The sequence below is a fragment of the Marichromatium gracile genome (assembly GCF_004343155.1).
Lineage (GTDB): Bacteria > Pseudomonadota > Gammaproteobacteria > Chromatiales > Chromatiaceae > Marichromatium > Marichromatium gracile.
On the sequence record NZ_SMDC01000014.1, the window covers coordinates 30016 to 45864 of the forward strand.

Sequence of the window (15849 nt, forward strand, 5' to 3'; positions counted from 1 at the left end):
GGCTCAGCCCGCGACCGCGAGGTCGAGCGGCTGGGCCTGGAGCAGCTGGAGCGCGGCCCGGGTCTCGACCTCGAGGATGAAGCCGCGCTTGCCGCCGTTGATATAGATCCGCGGCAGTTCGAGGATGCCGCGCTCGCAATAGACCGGCATCGGGTGACGGGTCCCGAACGGCGAGGTGCCGCCGACCCGGTAGCCGGAGTGCCGATCGGCGACCTCGGGCGCGCAGGGGCGCACCCGCTTGGTGCCGATGGCGCGCGCCAGGTGCTGGGTGGCGACCTGACAGTCGCCGTGCATCAGCACGACCAATGGCCGCGCATCGGCGTCCTCCATGATCAATGTCTTGACCACCAGGTGCTCGTCGACGCCGAGTGTCGCCGCCACCTGCGCCGTACCGCCGCCGCTGACATAGTCGTAGCAGTGCGGGGTGAAGGCGATGCCGGCGGCACGCAGCGCCCTGACCGCCTGGGTGACCGGGTGTTTCTCCTTGGCCATGTTCCTCCCCTCGTTCAGTGTCGCCGCCACACCAGGATGCGGTTGTTCGTCGGCATCGCATGTTCGGCCAGCGCCTCGAAGCCGTTGTCCTCGGCCAGCCCCAGCAGCCAGGTGCGATCGCGCACCCCCATCGCCGGGTCGCGCGCGCGCAGCCAGGCGTCGAAGGCGGCGTTGCTCTCGCTGGTCGGTCGGCCATCCTCGTGGAAGGGGCCGTAGAGGGCGAAGAGCCCACCGGGGGCGAGTACCTCGCCGAGTCCACTGAACATCGCCGCGACCGCCGCGACCGGCATGATGTGCGCGGTGTTGGCGCTGAAAGCGGCGTCGAACCCGGGTGTCGGCCAGGGACCGCGCAGCACGTCGAGCGCGATCGGCTCGGGCAGGTTGGGCAGCGCCGCCTCGCCGATCCACTGACGCATCCCCGGCAACTCGTCGGCGCGGTCGCTGCACTGCCAGCACAGCTCGGGCAGTGCCGCGGCGAAATGGACCCCGTGCTGCCCGGTGCCGCTGCCGATCTCCAGCAACCGGCGCCGTCCGGCATAGAGCGGGGCGATCACCGCGAGGATGGGGGCGCGATTCTGATCGCAGGACTCGGCGTAGGGCTTGGTGGTCGATTGCATCGGTGGACTCGTATGTGGTGGCGACGACAGCGCCTCGATCGGCCACAGGATGCCGCGCGTCGGGAGCGGTCGCAAGTCAGCTGCCAGCTATCAGCTTCCAGCTATCAGCTGCCAGCCGCCAGTGGCCGCCTGCCCCCAAGCGCTGGCACCAAGCGCGTGTGATGGCAGGCAATGCCGTCGTCAGGGGCGCATACTCACTGGCGGCTGGCGGCTGGCGGCTGGCGGCTGGCGGCTGGCGGCTGGCGGCTGGCGGCTGGCGGCTGGCGGCTGGCGGCTGGCGGCTGGTACTGGAGCCCGTGGCATGATCGGCTATCATGGTGGCTTTGTGCCGCCTGGGCGGGGGTGCCCTCGATGTCGACGCCGAATCCCGATCCGCAGTCAGTTCGCAGACGTGGCGCCGTCGTGGTGTCGCTGCTGGTGCTCGGTGCGCTGTTGCTGGTGCTCGGCGGCTGCGCCGGTTCCGGCGGCACGGTGCAGGGGGCGGCGCCCTGGCGCACCCCGGGTGCCCAGCTCGCCGCCGAGCGTGCCGATGGGCCGCGTCCGTCGATGTCGGCCCATGTGCTCTACAGCACCGACCCGCTCGGTCTGCGCCAGGAGTTGCAGACGCGCTGCGCGGGGATGGATGGGCGTGGCACCGGGGCGGTATTGAGCACCCTGGTCACCGATCTCTATCTCTCCGGGGTGGAGCCCGGGGAAGGTGCCGAGGCGCTGTTGCGCGGCGGCTGTGCGCCGGTCAGCGAGATCGTCACCGAGATGATCGCCCAGGGCGGGGAGTCGGCCTTCGATCCGGTGCTCGAGCGCGCGCTGATGCTCACCGGTTCGGGCGCGCGCGAGACGCTCGAGCTGGCCGCCGCCGAGGGGCTCGAACGTCGCGCCCGGCTGCTCGATGCCAGCGACGGGCCGTTGCGCGAGTCGCTGGTCTATGCCATGCGCTACTATCCCTCGGGCGCGCCGACCAGCGAGACCCAGACGGCGGTGGCGATGAACCTGCTGTTCGAGCGCGCCGAGTCCGGCTACGGCCTCTATACCTTCGTGCTGCTCGGACGCACCAGCGCGCTCGATGCCGCCGACGTGCAGCGCTATCGCGAGCTGTTCCGCATCATCGAGACCTATGTGGCGAGCGCCAGTGGCGTGAGTGAGCCGCGGCGCGAGGCGCATGCCTTCCTGGTGCCGGTCTATGCCGACTCCGGCGACATGGCGCTGGTCGATCAACTCGCCCCCGAACTCTCCGACCTGATGCGTTACCGGCTCGGCCGTGCGTTGCGCCGCCATGGCCGACCGGGCCCGGCGGCCCGGCTCGAGAGCGGCGCCGGCCCCTTCCTGATGACCAGCACCGATCCGCAGCTGTTGCCGCTCGAGGTCGGTGCGCCACGGTTGCTGATCGACCTCTCCGGGGTCGGCGCCGAGTATCTCTACGGCATCATCGATGCCTGCGATCGGCCGGTCGAGGACGCGGCGGCGCTGGAGCGGCTGCGCGAACGGCTGCGCCTGTTGCTCGACGAGGCGCCGGCCGACTGGCTCGAATGGATCGAACCTCGAGCGCCCTCGACACCACGCGCCGCGACCGTCGTGGCGGCGCCGTCGTCGGTGGTGGGGTGAGCGGCCGTCGGGCAGGCACGGATCCTTCGTCGGGCCACGCCCGCGCGTGGCTTCACAACCTGAGCAGATGAGATTGATGAGCATCATTCCACACAGCCTTGGCAGCCTGATCCGATTCCTGATCGGTATCTTCCTGCTGCAGGGAGTCACCGCACTCTTGGTCTACACCGCGCTGAGCACCGACTGGCAGACCACCTGGCCACTGTTCGCGCTGCTCGGTGGCGCCATCGGCATCCTCGTCGCGCTGTGGTTCAACACCATCGCCGATGCCTACCGCCACCGCGCCACCTCGCGGTTGAGCGAGCGCTTCTCCAAGGAGCGCGAGAAGATCCGGGTCAAGGCCGAGCAGCAGCGTGCCAAGGCCGGACGCTCGCAGGAGCGGCTGGCGGCCAAGGCGCGACGTAGCTCCTGGGGGGCGAGCCTCAAGACCGGCGCTGTGGTCGGCGGTACGGTGGGAATCGGGATCACCATGATGCTGACCCAGTTCGTCACCCTCGGGCTGGTGACCCTGAGCGCCGCCGGTGGCGCGGCGCTCGGCTACGGGGTACGGGCGCGCCAGCAGCGGGCGATCGACAACCGCCGTCTGGCCGCCGAGGCACGCGAGCTGAAGACGCTGGAGACGGTGTCCGAGCGGCGGGTGCTGCCGCGCCATCGCGCCGCCGGCGACTAGCCCGACCCTCAGCCTGTCACCAGTGTGCCGGTGGCGCGCATCCCGGCGCCCCTGAGCGCCCAGGCGACGTCGGCGGCCTGACGGTTGCCGGCGACGTCGTGTACGCGGAAGACCTCGATCCCGGCGAGCACGCCCGCGGTGGTGGTGGCGGCGGTCGCCGCATCCAGTGCTGCCGGGTGCGGCTCATCGCAGATCGCGCCGAGGAAGCGCTTGCGGCTGGCGCCGAGCAGCACCGCGAAGCCGTGCGCGCGCAAGCGATCGAGCGCGGCGATCAGCGCAAGGTTGTGCGCGAGGGTCTTGCCGAAGCCGATGCCGGGGTCGAGCAGGATGCGCTCGGCGGCGACGCCGGCGGCGCGCGCGAGGCGCGCGCGCTCGAGCAGATAGTCCTCGACCTCGGTGGTCACGTCACCATAGCGCGGGTCCTGCTGCATGGTCTCGGGGCGTCCCTGACGATGCATCAGCACCAGGGTGGCGCCGGTCTCGGCGGCCAGTGCGAGCAGTCCGGGATCGTCCTCGCCGGCGGCGGTGTCGTTGATCCAGCTGGCGCCGGCGGCGAGCGCCGCACGCGCGACCTCGGCGCTGGTGGTGTCGATGCTGATCTCCACGCCCGCCGGGAGCCGCTTGCGCAGCGCGCCGATCACCGGCAGCACGCGCTCGCACTGTTCGGCGGCGGGCACCGCGCGTGAGCCGGGGCGGGTCGACTCGCCGCCGACATCGATGATGTCGGCCCCGGCGCGGGCGAGTGCGAGACCGTGGGCGACGGCCGCCTCGGGTGCGAAGTGCTCGCCGCCGTCCGAGAAGCTGTCCGGGGTGACGTTGAGGATGCCCATGATCCGTGGTGGGGCCGTAGGGGCTTGGTTGTGCATGAGGGAGGGACTCCTGGGCGATGGCGCCGGGGCAGGGGCCCGGCGCCGACGATCACTCGGCGGTGAGCGCCGCGAAGCGTGAGGTGGCGCGGTCGCTGTAGCCGTCGCCCTCGCGGACGACGAAGAAGGCGGCGATATCATGCGCCTCGGCCAGCGCGAGGCCGGCCTCGGGGCCGAGCACCAGCAAGGCGGTGGCAAGCGCGTCGGCCTGGGCGCAGTCGGCGGCGATCACGCTCACCGATGCCAGGGTGTGGGTGACCGGGCGCGCGGTGATCGGGTTGATGGTATGGCTGTAGAGCTTGCCGTCGCGCTCGTAGAAGTTGCGATAGTCGCCCGAGGTGGCCATGGCGGCATCGTGCAGGGTGACGATGCGATGGACCTCGCGCACGCCGGGCTCGGGGCGCTCGATGGCGATCCGCCAGGGGGTGCCGTCGGGCTTGGTGCCGCTGGCGCGCAGCTCGCCGCCGACCTCGGCGAGATAGTCGGTGACGCCCGCCGCCTCGAGCACCGCCGCGACCTGATCGACGCCATGGCCCTTGGCGATGCCGGAGAGATCGACATAGACGCCTGGTTTCTCCTTGCGCAGCGCCGGGGGATCGAGTCGGTACTCGAGCCGGGGGAAGCCGATGCGCTCGCGTACCTCGGCGAGCTGCGCATCGCTCGGCAGCTGTTCGGGAGGCTGGCCGGGACCGAAGCCCCAGAGGTTGACCGCCGGGCCGACGGTGACGTCGAAGGCGCCGATGCTGAAGATGCTGATGCGCTCGGCGAGCGCGACCAGCGCGGCCAGCTCCAGGGAGACCGGGAACCAGTCGCCCGAGTCGCTGGCGTTGAAGCGCGACAGCTCCGAGTCGGGACGATAGGTCGACATCAGGTCGTTGACCTGTTCCAGTCGGGCATCGATCCGCGTCTGCAGCTGCTCGGCCGAGAGCGCGTCGGGGAGCCCGTAGAGCTTGACGCTGTAGTGCGTGCCCATGGTGCGCCCCTGGAGTTCCACGGGGGCGTCGTCCTGGGCGCAGCCGGCGAGTGCGAGCAGCGCACCGAGCAACAGGATCGGGAGGAGGCGCCAGCGCGGCGGCGCGAGTACGGCGATGGATGGCATGGGTCCTTCTCGGGCCGTTTGGCCCTGATCGTCTGATGACCGGCACGCGTGTCGGCGGGCCGGGGCTAGGGATGATTGCGGGGCGAGACGCGGCGCGCCATCAGGGGTGCAGCAGCCCGGCGCCGAGCAGGCCGATCAGGATCAGGTAGATCCCCACCACGTAGCTCAGCAGGTTGGGGCGGATCAGGATCAGCACCCCGGCGACCAGGGCGATCACCGCCTGGGGCGCGAACGGCTGGCCGGCGAAGGCCGTCAGCAGACCATGGATGCCGACCAGCAGCAGATAGGCGGCGACGGCATAGTTGAGCACCCGCGGTACGGCGAGGATCAGCACACCGGTGAGCACGGCGGCGATCGCCGGTAGTGGCCAGTGTTGCAGCAGGGCCGGGAACTGGTCCATGGGTCGTCTCTCCTGTGCGTTGATCGTGCCCGATCGCGTCTCGACCGAATGGGTCATTCTAACGGCCGCCAGCCGCCAGCCGCCAGCCGCCAGCTACCAGCTACCAGCTACCAGCTACCAGCTACCAGCTACCAGCTACCAGGGGATTGAACCGCGAAGACACCAAGGACGCAAAGGGGAATAAGCTGCCAGCGATCAGCCACCAGTGGGTGCGGACCCCCGCTGCCTGTGGTCTCGCGCCGACATCACACATCATTCACTTTGCGCGCTTCGCGGCTTTGCGGTTCAAGCCTGGCGGCTGGCGGCGCTATAACCAAGTTTCGAGCTGTGATATTTGTCAATGCGTGTGCGAGGTGCCGGGCTCTACACTGCATGACCTCTCGATCCTTCCCTCGATAGCCGTCGCCGGGCCGATGTCCGGCGACCCGGTGTGGAATCCATAGGAGTACCGCGATGACCACCAGCCCACTGCCGGCGTGGCCGGCCCAGCTCTGGCCCTTCGTCCCGACGATCGCCACCGCGCTGGCGCTTGCCCTGTTGCTGTTCGGGTCGGCGCTGTGAGCGGCGCGCAGATGGATGTCCAGGCCAGCAGCGGGGATGTGCCGCAGGGGCGTCTCGCCTTCTTCCCGATCCCGTTTTTCGCCATGGTGATGGGGATGAGTGGGCTGACCATCGGCTGGGAGAAGGCGCAGCACCTGCTCGGCCTGGATCTCGGGATCACCCCCTGGCTGGTTGGTTTCAGCAGCCTGCTGTTTCTCACCCTGGCAGTGCTCTATGTCGCCAAGCTGCTGCGTTATCCGCAGGCGGTACTCGCCGAGTTGCGCCACCCGGTCAAGCTCAACTTCTTTCCCACCATCTCGATCAGTCTGCTGTTGCTGGCCATCGCCTATCTGCCGTTGCAACCGTCGGTGAGCCGGATGCTGTGGTTCGCGGGGGCAGGGCTGCACCTGGTCTTCACCCTCTATATCGTCAGCGCCTGGATGCATCAGGAGCACTTCAAGGTGCAGCATATGAACCCGGCCTGGTTCATCCCGGCAGTGGGTAATGTGCTGGTGCCGATCGCCGGGGTGCCGCTGGGGTTCGAGTCGGTCTCCTGGTTCTTCTTCAGCGTCGGTGTGCTGTTCTGGCTGGTGCTGCTGACCATCATCTTCAACCGCGTGCTGTTCCACAACCCGATCGAGGACCGGCTGACCCCGACCCTCTTCATCCTGATCGCGCCTCCGGCGGTCGGTTTCATCGCCTACACGCGACTGGTCGACAGCCTCGATACCTTCGCCCTGGTGCTCTATTTCGCCGCGATGTTCCTGACCCTGTTGCTGTTCAGTCAGGCCGGGCGTTTCCTGCGGTTGCGCTTCTTCCTCTCCTGGTGGGCCTATTCCTTCCCGCTGGCCGCCTTCAGCATCGCCTCGATGGTGATGGCCGAGCAGACCGAGGCGTTGTTCTATCGCTATTTCGGCGTGGCGATGCTCACCATGCTCACCGGCATCATCGCGATCCTGCTGTGGTCGACTCTGCGGGCGGTGCTGCGGCGCGGGATCTGCGTGCCCGGGCATTGAGCGTGTTGCGTCATCGGTTGTCGTCTTCAGGAGTCATCTGCCATGTCTGAACAGACCCCGGCGAGCGCCACCAAGGCCTGGCTCGTCATTCCCTTTCTGTCGCTGATGTTCGTCGCCGGGCTGGCCCTGGTCTATGTCGTCGACGGCGGCCTGACGGTGTCGACTGGCACCGCGGTCGCGGACGAGACGACGTCGCCCGATCCGCTGGCGTCGCTGCACGCCGCGCTGGCCGAGCAGGAGACGCGCTGGCAGGCGCAGCAGCAGCGCATCGAGCGTTTGGAGCAGGCGCTGCGTGAGCGCGCGCAGCGTGAGGCCGTCGAGACGGAGGCGCTGGAGCGCCGGATCGAGGGGCTGCGCGCGGTACTCGGTCAACGCGTCGAGACCGTCGAGAGCGCTGATGAAGAGGTGGCGCATGCCGGGTTGCTGCGCGACTACGCCGCACTCGGTGCGCGTTTCACCCCGCGTGGCGCCCTGGTGAGTCTGGGGGAGGAGAGGTTGCGTTTCGCCCCCGGTGCCGCCGAGCTGCCCGAGGGGCCGATCGCGCCGCTGACGGCGATCGCCGAGCATCTGCAGGCGCACCCTGAGTTGCAGCTGCTGCTGAGTGGGCACACCGATGCCAGCGGCGATGCGGCGGGCAACCTGGTGTTGTCGCAAGCGCGCGCCGCGGCGGTCGCCGCGGCGCTGGTCGCGCTCGGGGTCGAGTCGGCGCGGATCACGGTCGAGGGTGTCGGCTCGAGCGAGCCGCTGGTCGAGGAGATCGATGCCGCGTCGCGCGCGCGCAATCGCCGGGTCGAGGTCTATTTCACCCTGCCCGGCTTCGGCGAGGACCGCGACCCGGCGTAAGGACTCAGCCGGTCGCCGCCAGTGCGACCGGGGTGTCCTCGTCGAGCGCGGCGATCTCCTCGAGCAGGCGGGTGAAGTCGTGCGAGTCCTGGGCGGCGTAGTTGAGGTTCTTCAGTAGCGCGGTGAGCCGGGTGAAGAAGGCGCGCGCGGCGTCCTTGTCGGCAAAGGCGCGCTCACGCCCGATCAGGCTGTCGATCAGCTCGAAGATCTGGCGCTGGCGCGCCAGTGGTACCGCCGCGTCGACCGCGTCGAAGGCGTCCTGCTGGAGGAAGGTCATGTCGAGCAGCAGCGCCTGCTGGTAGGTGACGTAGTCCTCGGTGGTCACGCCCTCCTCGCCGGTGACCTGCATCATCTGCTGCACCGCCTCGCCACGGACCAGGAGCTGCTGCATCGCCTCGACCCGACGGTTCCAGTCGGCACCGAGATGTTGTTCGTACCAGGGGGCGAGCTGGCCGAGATAGCGTGACCAGGAGATCAACGGGTCGATCGCCGGATAGAAGCGCTTGTAGGCGCGATCGTAGGACAGTCCGAGGAAGCACTTGACGGTGCTCAGGGTCGACTGGGTGACCGGTTCCTCGAAGTTGCCCCCGGCCGGCGAGACGGTGCCGATCATGGTCAGGCTGCCGACGCTGGCGTCGGCGGTGCGCACCACCCCGGCGCGCTCGTAGACGCTGCGGATCGCCGAGTCGAGATAGGCGGGGAAGGCCTCCTCGCCGGGGATCTCCTCGAGCCGCCCGGAGGTCTCGCGCATCGCCTGCGCCCAGCGCGAGGTGGAGTCGGCCAGCAGCAGCACCTGATAGCCCATCTGGCGGTAGTACTCGCCGAGGGTGATGCCGGTGTAGATCGAGGCCTCGCGCGAGGCCACCGGCATCGACGAGGTGTTGCAGATGATGATGGTGCGATCCATCAGCGAGCCGCCGGTCTTGGGGTCGGAGAGCTGGGGGAACTCGCTGATGGTCTCGACCACCTCGCCGGCGCGCTCGCCGCAGGCGACCACGATCACGATGTCGACGGCGGCGTGCTTGGCCAGCAGGTGTTGGAGCACCGTCTTGCCGGCGCCGAAGGGGCCGGGGATGCAGCCGGTGCCGCCGCGGGCGATGGGAAAGAAGGTGTCGATCAGACGGATGCTGGTGGTCATCGGCTCGTCCGGATAGAGTCGCTCGGTGGTGCGCGTGCGCAGCATGTGCTCGGTGAGCGCGCGGCGTACCGGCCAGCGCTGGATGAGATCGAGCGAGCGCTCGTGGCCGCGCCGGTCGCGGATGCGCGCCACCGGGGTGTCGACGGTGATACTGCCCTCCTGGATCCAGGTCACCTCGACCTCGCCCTCCTGATCGAAGGGCACCATGATCTTGTGGGTGTAGCGTCCCTCCTGGACGGTGCCGAGCACCCCGCCGGCGCGCAGCCGCGCGCCGTGCTGGACCAGCGGCACGAAGGACCACTTGCGGTTGCGATCGAGGGCGTCGAGATCGACCCCGCGCGGCAGGAACACGCCATGGGTGATGGCGATCTTCTCCAGCGGGTTCTGCAGGCCGTCGTAGACCTCGCCGAGCAGTCCCGGGCCGAGCTCGACCGAGAGCAGCTCATCGGACTGCTCCACCGGATCGCCGATGCTCACCCCGCGGGTGTCCTCGAACACCTGCACGTCGGCGAACTCGCCGCGCACCCGCAGCACCTCGGACTTGAGTCGCTCCCCGTCGCTACGCTCGGGGCGGATGAACACCACCTCGTTCTTCTTCAGCGGCAGGCGCGTACCGTTGCGCCAGCCGGCCTCGATGGTGGCCAGGCTCTCCTGGACCGAGACCACCCGGGCGGGCGAGTCGGCCTGGACCTGGGGTGTCAGCGCGTCATCCATTGCGGGTTCCTCTTCGGCAAGGTCGGGCGATCGGCGCGGCGCGCTCAGGCCGCCGCCTCGGGGGTGAGTTCGACCCCGTCGAGCGCGGTCTCGATCAGGTCATCGAAGCGCGCCAGTGCGCGCTCGTGGTGATAGCTGGTCCAGCGGGCCACCAGATCCCAGCGCAGCGCGTAGATGATCACCGCGGCGAAGTCGAAGTGGTGGCCGTCGTGGAGTCGTTCGAGATGCTCCCAGACCGTCCTCAGCAGCAGTCGCTCGACGCCGATGGCATCGCCCTGGTCGAGGCGGCGCGCGGCCTCCGGCAGCCAGGGGCAGGCGCGTTCGAGCCGGAACGCCGGTTCGTTCCAGTGGCGGCGCACCTGTTCGGTCCAGCGCCCGTATCCCCAGCGCCGCTCGCTCGGCGGCGGCTCGCCACGATGGCGACGGCGCAGCGCGCAGATCAGCGTGCGCATCTCCAGTCGCCAGTCGGCGAGGTCGCGGGCGAAGGGATCGGGCAGGGTGGGGATCTGCCGCCGGGCGCGCTCGAGGACGGCCTGGTCGCTGCTGTGCGGGTCCTGCTCGGCCCATTCGATCAGGGTTCTCAGGGTGCGCAGGGTGCGCGCGTCCTCGGCGTCGAGCTGGGTCAGGCGCTGTTCGAGACGGATGCGCGAGAGCGGCGTCTGGCGCGCGGTGAACAGCGCCCCGTGCGCCGGCAGTGCGCTCAGCAGCATGGCGTAACGGTGTGAGTCGGTCATGGCGCCACCCCGCTACTTCACCATCCCCTCGAGGATGGCGCGGAAGCGAGGCTGGAGGTGGGCGAGCAGCAGCGCCGCGACCTTGTCGTCGGTGAGGTCGATCTGCACGTCCTGGTCGCGCAGCGAGAGACGGATGCCCTGGCTGTCGTCGTCGCCGACGCTGAAGGTCACGCCCTCGGCGAGCACGTTGCCGGCGATCGAGAGCACGAAGTGCGACAGCGAGCCCTCGCGCAGTTCCAGCGGGTTGCGCCGCAACTCCTCGGGGCCGACCAGCGCCTTGGGCAGCTGGATGTCGACCGCCTGGCCGGCATCGATGCCGGCCTCCGCGCGTGCGGCGCGACCGACCTCGAGGATCAACTGTTGGAGGAAGCTCTGCTGTTCGAGCTCGGCGGCGATCAGCCGCTTGACCTCGTCGCTGAAGCGATCGGAGAGCTCGGACTTGAGCCGCAGCACGGTGTCGCGCATGGCGATGCGCAACGCCTCCTCGCCGCCCTTGCGCAGGGCCTCGGCCTCGCGCCGTGCCTCCTCGACGATGGCCGCGGCGCGCTCATTGGCGGCGCGCTCGATCTCGCCGGCCTGACGGCGCGCGGCGCGCTCGATCTCGCCGGCCTGGTCGCGCCCGGCGCTCACCCCTTCCTCGCGCAGCCGCGCGATCAGGGTCTCGATACCGGAGGAGGCGAGCCCCTCGGGGATGCCGCTGTCTGTGGTGGTCATCTGTTCAGCTCCCCCCGGTTCAGGCCGGGATGCCGCCGGCGAGCACCAGCGCGAAGACGAAGGCGAACACCGCGAAGCCCTCGACGATCGCCGCCGGGGCCAGCGACAGACCGAAGATCTCGGGCTTGGTCTTGCTCGCGTGGATCGCCGAGGCACAGGCCTGGCCCTGGCGTACCGCCGAGAACAGCAGCGCCAGGCCGGCGAGGATGCCGATGCCGAACAGCGCCGGGGCGGTGTCGACGGTGACCTCGCGCTGCAGGGTGAACATGATCACGATGCCGTAGATGACCTGGGAGGAGGGCATCACCGAGATGCCGATATAGCGGCCGTAGCCGGAATCGGTGTCGACCATGGCGCCGATCGCCGCCTGACCGGCGATCGCGCAGCCGATGATGCTGCCGATGGCGCCGAGCGCCATGGCACCGCACAGCCCCGCCCAACCCAGTGCAATCACCAGTTCGTTCATTCGCTCAGCTCCGTCTTCTTGAAGGGCTTGAAGGGATAGCCCTCGCCGGCCAGCGCCCAGTTGTAGAACTCGATGAAGTTCAGACGCAGTCCGTGCACCACGCCGCTCATCAGACAGAGCGCGAGGTTGAGGACGTGACCGACGAGGAGGATGAGGATCGAGAGCAGCAGTCCGAGTCCGGGCTGGCCCTGCTGGACGTCGCGCGCCAGCTCGTTGAAGGTCAGCGCGAGCGAGGCCGAGGCCAACCCCAGCGCGAACAGGCGCAGATAGGAGAGCACGTCGCCGAAGGCCTGGGTGACGCGCACCAGTTGGCGCAGACCGTCGAGCACACGTAGCAACGCCGAGGTCGGGCTGCGTATCGGACGGTCGCTGCCGAGCGTGAAGAGCGCGATCAGGCCGCCGCCGAGCAGCCACTGGCCGAGGGTGGCGAGCCAGAGCGGTCCGCTCGGGCCGGTGCCGCTCCACAGCGCGAAGCCGCCGAGCAGGGCGGCGATCCAGGCGAGCGCGATACGGCGCTCGGCCCCGGGAGCGCTGCTCAGCGCGCGTTCGACATTGGCCAGCACCAGGTGGAGCACGCCGATCGCCACCGACAGCCACATCATGGTGGCGAAGTCGTCGAGATCGAAGACCCTGAGCTGGCCGAGCAGCCCATCGGGCGCTGGCGTGACGCCGAAGTAGCTCCCCACCAGGATCCCCCAGAGCAGCGCCCCGCCGCACAACGCGAGCGCGAGCAGGCGCAGCCGCCCCCCGGTCTCGCTGCGCCCGAGGCGGCGCCAGCCGAGTGCCAGCGCGGCGCCGAGCACCAGCGCGTAGCCGGCGTCGGAGAGGATCATCGCGAAGAACAGGGTGAAGGAGAAGAACAGCACCCGCGACGGGTCCCAGCTGCGATAGGCCGGCATCTGGTAGAAGCCGACCAGGTCCTGACCGGCGGCCACCGGGGCCGGATTGTCGAGCCGGGTCGGTGGTTGATCATCCGCGCCCGGGGCCTCGAGCAGCAACGCGAGGCCGAGCTGGTCGGCCAGCGCCTGCACGCCGGGGCAGTCCTCGAGCGCGACCCAGCCCTGGACCAGGAACAGCGCCTCGTCGTCATAGGTCTGGGCGCGGGCGTAGTTGAGCCCGGCCTGGTCCTCGGCCTCGGCGAGATGCGAGGAGAGCAGATAGATCCAGCGGGTGAGCGCGTGACGCTCGGCGATCACCGCCTCGAGTTCGATCTCGGCGCGTTCGAGCCGGCGCGCGACCTCGGAGCGACTGAACGCGCCGGTGTGGGTACGCGCCACCGGCAGGGCGTCGGCCGGCGGTTCGCGCTCGGCGATCACCACCACCCAGGCCTGACGATGGTCGCGATGGACGATCTGCCAGGGCAGTTCGAGTCGGGCGAGGGCGTCGAGCTGACGCAGCGGCAGGATGTAGAACCACAGCTTGCGTCCGGCGAGCGCCGCCGGCTCGGGGAGGCTGAACTCGCCCCAGGGCTCGAGTTCGGCGAGGCGCTGGCGCAGGGCGTCGCGGCGATCGCTGATGTCGCGCAGCCGCTGCTGGTTGTCGAGCACCTGGGTGATGGTCGCGGCGAGGTCGAAGTCGGTCGGCTCGCGGACCTGGCGGCGTTTGTCCGGCACCTCGCGCAGATGGCGCAGCGCCTTGCGCGCCTCCAGGGCATGGGGCGAGGGGGTGCGCTCGGGCTCTCTGGGGTGAGCGCCGAGTTCGACCAGGTGCATGCAACCGAGCTGCTGGAGCTGCTCGAGCACCGCGTCCTTGTCGGCCGCGAGTCCGGCCAGGGTGACGCGGCGCATCGTCATGATGCTCATGCCAGACCTCCCCGTTGACGCTTGGCCTTGGCGATCTTGGAACGCACCACGGCGGCGCGCTCGGCGTCGGAGAGGGCGACGCGGATGCGCTTGATATGGGCGCGGGTGCGTGGGATCAGCACCTTCTCGAACAGGTTGACGCGCTGGGTGACCTTGCGCACTGCGGTCTCGAGCAGGGTCACGCGCTGTTGCTGCAGACGCAGTCGGATGCGCAGTTCGAGCATCTGTTCGAGCCGCTCGACCAGTGGATCGACCCAGTGCGGGCGGCTCAGGCAGCCGTAGTCGACACGGTCGAAGTCGACTCCGACGAGCCGCGGCAGCCGGGTGCCCATGCGATTCTCCTCGTCGATGCGGATCTGGGTGACGCGGGTCAGTCCGGCCAGCGGGATCTCGGTGTTGGCGAGCATCGGCAGCTGTTCGCGCACCTGTTCGCGCAGGGTGGCGATGGCTTGCTCGAGCGCGGTGCGCTCGTCCTGGGCGCGGGCGCGCTCGGCGAGTAGCTGGCGGCGCTTGAGATCGAGCGAGGGCAGATAGCGCTCGAAGGTCTGCAGCTGGCGCTGTTGCTTGGCCAGCGATGACTTGCTCAGGCTCAGTCGTGCCATGGCCGCGCTCCCGGGGTCAGGCGACCGCGTCGTGCGGGTCGTCGAGGCGGGGGAAGTACTTGTCGATGAGCTGTTGCTTCATCAACAGGTCCGCGGGCTCGAAGCACTCGGCCAGGGTCTGCCAGCAGAGATCGAGCGCGGCCTCGAGCGGCAGGCTGACCTCGATGTCCATGAAGCGCTCGCGAAACAGCCGACCGAACCTGAGCAGGCGGTGGTCGAACTCGGAGAGTTCGAAGGCCATCGCCTGTTTCTGCTCGGCGTCGCGGGCGCCGGAGTAGAAGCGGATCATGGTGTTCATGATCTGGCCGTGGTCCTCGCGGGTGACCTTGCCAATGACATGCTGCTTGAGTCGCGAGAGTGAACCGAAGGGGTCGATGGCGCCGTCGTGCAGATAGAACTGCCCCTCGGTGATGTAGCCGGTATTGTCCGGGACCGGATGGGTGACGTCGTCGCCGGGCATGGTGGTGACCGAGAGGATGGTCAGTGAGCCGCCGTCCTTGTAGTCGGCGGCCTTCTCGTAGCGGCGCGCGAGCTGGGAGTAGAGGTCGCCCATGTAGCCTCGGTTCGAGGGGACAGACTCCATCGCGATACCGACCTCCTTCATGGCGTCGGCATAGGCGGTCATGTCGGTCAGGAGCACCAGCACCCGCTTGCCCTCCTCGACGGCGAAGCGCTCGGCCACCGCCAGCGCCATGTCCGGCACTAGCAGCCGCTCGACCACCGGGTCGGAGGCGAGGTTGACGAACATCACCGTGCGGGCGAACACCCCGGCATCCTCGAAGCGACGCAGGAAGTAGTGATAGTCGTCGAAGATCAGCCCGAGGCCACCGAACACCACGATGTCGGCGTCGGCCTGGATGCCGATGCGCGCGAGCAGCTGGTTGTAAGGCTCACCGGCGACCGAGAAGATGGGGATCTTCTGGCTCTCGACCAACGAGTTGAAGACGTCGATCATCGGCACGTCGGTGCGGATCATCTTCGAGGCGAGCAGTCGGCGCGCGGGGTTGGCCGGCGGACCACCGATGTCGAGCTTGGGGTCCTGGGAGAGGTCGGGGGCGGTGTCGAGGGGCTCGCCGTCGCCACGGAATACCCGCCCGAGGATGTTGGCCGAGTAGGTGACCTGCATCGGGTGCCCGAGGAAGCGTACCGAGGCCTCGGTGGAGAGCCCCTTGGTGCCGGCGAAGACCTGCAGCGAGACCAGGTCGCGGTCGATGCGGATGGCGCGCGCCAGCGAGCTGAAGCCACCGGGGTCCTCGACCAGCGCCAGATCGTCGAAGGCGACACGGGTCTGAGTGTTGCCGCCGCGGCTCGGGACCCTCACCTTGAGGATGTCTCCGACGATCTCGACGACCTTGGAGTAGCGAACCAGGGTTTGGGTCACCTTGAGGGTCTCCGTGCTGGTCTGGCGCGGGGCGGATGCCTCGGGCCTGCTCTCAGTCGATGGTATCAGCTGCGTCTCGATGGCTCCAGTTGACAATGGTCTGGTCGGTGCTCGAACGGTGGCCCTGTGGGGCGTTGCCGACGGTCATCCGGCGGT

Annotated in this window: 16 protein-coding genes and 1 pseudogene; 4 read left to right on the plus strand and 13 right to left on the minus strand. The window is 69.2% G+C overall.

What is annotated here, in order from left to right:
- Positions 1 to 3 precede the first annotated feature (3 nt).
- Both EDC29_RS15375 and EDC29_RS15380 read right to left on the minus strand, forming a co-directional pair.
- Positions 4 to 492, minus strand: a complete 489-nt coding sequence (locus EDC29_RS15375; RefSeq protein WP_123141532.1) for an aminoacyl-tRNA deacylase — start codon at positions 490 to 492, stop codon at positions 4 to 6.
- A 14-nt stretch (positions 493 to 506) separates the two neighbouring features.
- Positions 507 to 1109 (minus strand): DUF938 domain-containing protein, encoded by a 603-nt coding sequence (locus EDC29_RS15380; protein WP_132230556.1) that lies wholly within the window; start codon positions 1107 to 1109, stop codon positions 507 to 509.
- 351 nt (positions 1110 to 1460) lie between these two features.
- Here EDC29_RS15380 and EDC29_RS15385 point away from each other — a divergent pair, with 351 nt between their 5' ends.
- Both EDC29_RS15385 and EDC29_RS15390 read left to right on the plus strand, forming a co-directional pair.
- Positions 1461 to 2708 carry a hypothetical protein gene (locus EDC29_RS15385; RefSeq protein WP_132230557.1) on the plus strand — a complete coding sequence of 416 codons (1248 nt, stop codon included), beginning with the start codon at positions 1461 to 1463 and terminating at the stop codon, positions 2706 to 2708.
- Between the two features lie 76 nt (positions 2709 to 2784).
- Positions 2785 to 3378, plus strand: coding sequence for a hypothetical protein (locus EDC29_RS15390; RefSeq protein ID WP_123141895.1), 594 nt, complete (start codon positions 2785 to 2787; stop codon positions 3376 to 3378).
- Positions 3379 to 3386: 8 nt separating this feature from the next.
- Here EDC29_RS15390 and folP read toward each other — a convergent pair whose 3' ends face one another.
- From folP to EDC29_RS17665, 4 genes and pseudogenes are all read right to left on the minus strand, one after another.
- Positions 3387 to 4244: a dihydropteroate synthase gene (folP, locus tag EDC29_RS15395; RefSeq protein WP_123141528.1), complete on the minus strand. Its 858-nt coding sequence runs from the start codon at positions 4242 to 4244 to the stop codon at positions 3387 to 3389.
- Positions 4245 to 4296: 52 nt separating this feature from the next.
- Entirely contained in the window at positions 4297 to 5343 is a 1047-nt protein-coding gene (locus EDC29_RS15400; RefSeq protein WP_123141894.1) for an FAD:protein FMN transferase, read from the minus strand.
- Between the two features lie 100 nt (positions 5344 to 5443).
- Positions 5444 to 5560, minus strand: a complete 117-nt coding sequence (locus EDC29_RS17660; protein WP_369958070.1) for a DUF3096 domain-containing protein — start codon at positions 5558 to 5560, stop codon at positions 5444 to 5446.
- Between the two features lie 45 nt (positions 5561 to 5605).
- A pseudogene (locus EDC29_RS17665) lies at positions 5606 to 5800 on the minus strand (DUF3096 domain-containing protein); the annotation flags it as partial.
- 515 nt (positions 5801 to 6315) lie between these two features.
- On the opposite strand from EDC29_RS17665, the gene EDC29_RS15410 reads away from it, so the two are divergent.
- Complete coding sequence (locus tag EDC29_RS15410; RefSeq protein ID WP_123141525.1) at positions 6316 to 7299, plus strand: SLAC1 anion channel family protein; 984 nt, start codon at positions 6316 to 6318, stop codon at positions 7297 to 7299.
- Between the two features lie 42 nt (positions 7300 to 7341).
- A complete protein-coding gene (locus EDC29_RS15415; RefSeq protein WP_132230558.1) occupies positions 7342 to 8142 on the plus strand; it encodes an OmpA family protein in 801 nt (266 codons plus the stop codon).
- Between the two features lie 4 nt (positions 8143 to 8146).
- Here EDC29_RS15415 and EDC29_RS15420 read toward each other — a convergent pair whose 3' ends face one another.
- The 7 genes from EDC29_RS15420 to EDC29_RS15450 are packed head-to-tail and all read right to left on the minus strand — an operon-like array spanning position 8147 to position 15693.
- Positions 8147 to 9994 (minus strand): V-type ATP synthase subunit A, encoded by a 1848-nt coding sequence (locus EDC29_RS15420; protein ID WP_123141890.1) that lies wholly within the window; start codon positions 9992 to 9994, stop codon positions 8147 to 8149.
- A 44-nt stretch (positions 9995 to 10038) separates the two neighbouring features.
- Positions 10039 to 10728: a hypothetical protein gene (locus tag EDC29_RS15425; RefSeq protein WP_123140827.1), complete on the minus strand. Its 690-nt coding sequence runs from the start codon at positions 10726 to 10728 to the stop codon at positions 10039 to 10041.
- Between the two features lie 12 nt (positions 10729 to 10740).
- The gene (locus tag EDC29_RS15430) at positions 10741 to 11442 is read right to left on the minus strand and encodes a hypothetical protein (protein ID WP_132230559.1); all 702 of its coding nucleotides are present in this window, start codon (positions 11440 to 11442) and stop codon (positions 10741 to 10743) included.
- Between the two features lie 19 nt (positions 11443 to 11461).
- Positions 11462 to 11908 (minus strand): ATP synthase subunit C, encoded by a 447-nt coding sequence (locus tag EDC29_RS15435; RefSeq protein ID WP_005224595.1) that lies wholly within the window; start codon positions 11906 to 11908, stop codon positions 11462 to 11464.
- On the minus strand, positions 11905 to 13710 hold the full coding sequence (locus tag EDC29_RS15440) for a V-type ATP synthase subunit I (protein WP_123141889.1): 1806 nt from the start codon (positions 13708 to 13710) through the stop codon (positions 11905 to 11907). The genes EDC29_RS15435 and EDC29_RS15440 overlap by 4 nt, the downstream gene beginning before the upstream one ends.
- Positions 13707 to 14312, minus strand: a complete 606-nt coding sequence (locus EDC29_RS15445; RefSeq protein ID WP_123140824.1) for a V-type ATP synthase subunit D — start codon at positions 14310 to 14312, stop codon at positions 13707 to 13709. Before EDC29_RS15445 ends, EDC29_RS15440 begins: the two co-directional genes overlap by 4 nt.
- 16 nt (positions 14313 to 14328) lie before the next feature.
- Positions 14329 to 15693, minus strand: a complete 1365-nt coding sequence (locus EDC29_RS15450; protein ID WP_123141888.1) for a V-type ATP synthase subunit B — start codon at positions 15691 to 15693, stop codon at positions 14329 to 14331.
- Positions 15694 to 15849: the final 156 nt, after the last annotated feature.